1 pseudogene is annotated in these 344 nt (G+C 67.7%); it reads right to left on the bottom strand.

What is annotated here, in order from left to right:
* Positions 1–344 (bottom strand): annotated as a pseudogene (locus SCWH03_RS28365) (polyketide synthase); the annotation flags it as partial.

Raw genomic sequence — 344 nt, 5'->3', positions numbered from 1 at the left:
GGCTCCACCACATGCAACGTCCGCGGCACCACCCCATGCCGCATCGCCATCACCATCTTGATCACACCCGCCACACCCGCCGCCGCCTGCGTATGACCGATATTCGACTTCACCGACCCCAGCAACAGCGGCCGCCCCGCATCCCGCTCCTGCCCATACGTCGCCAGCAACGCCTGCGCCTCGATCGGATCACCCAGCGCCGTCCCCGTACCATGCCCCTCCACCACATCCACATCCCCCGCCGACAACCCCGCCGACGCAAGCGCCTGCCGGATCACCCGCTGCTGCGAAGGACCGTTCGGCGCCGTCAGACCATTCGACGCACCATCCTGATTCACCGCCGA

This window comes from Streptomyces pacificus (assembly GCF_011766325.1).
Lineage (GTDB): Bacteria > Actinomycetota > Actinomycetes > Streptomycetales > Streptomycetaceae > Streptomyces > Streptomyces pacificus.
Note: the sequence above shows the minus strand (reverse complement) of the source record. Positions and strands in the feature narration are given on the sequence as shown.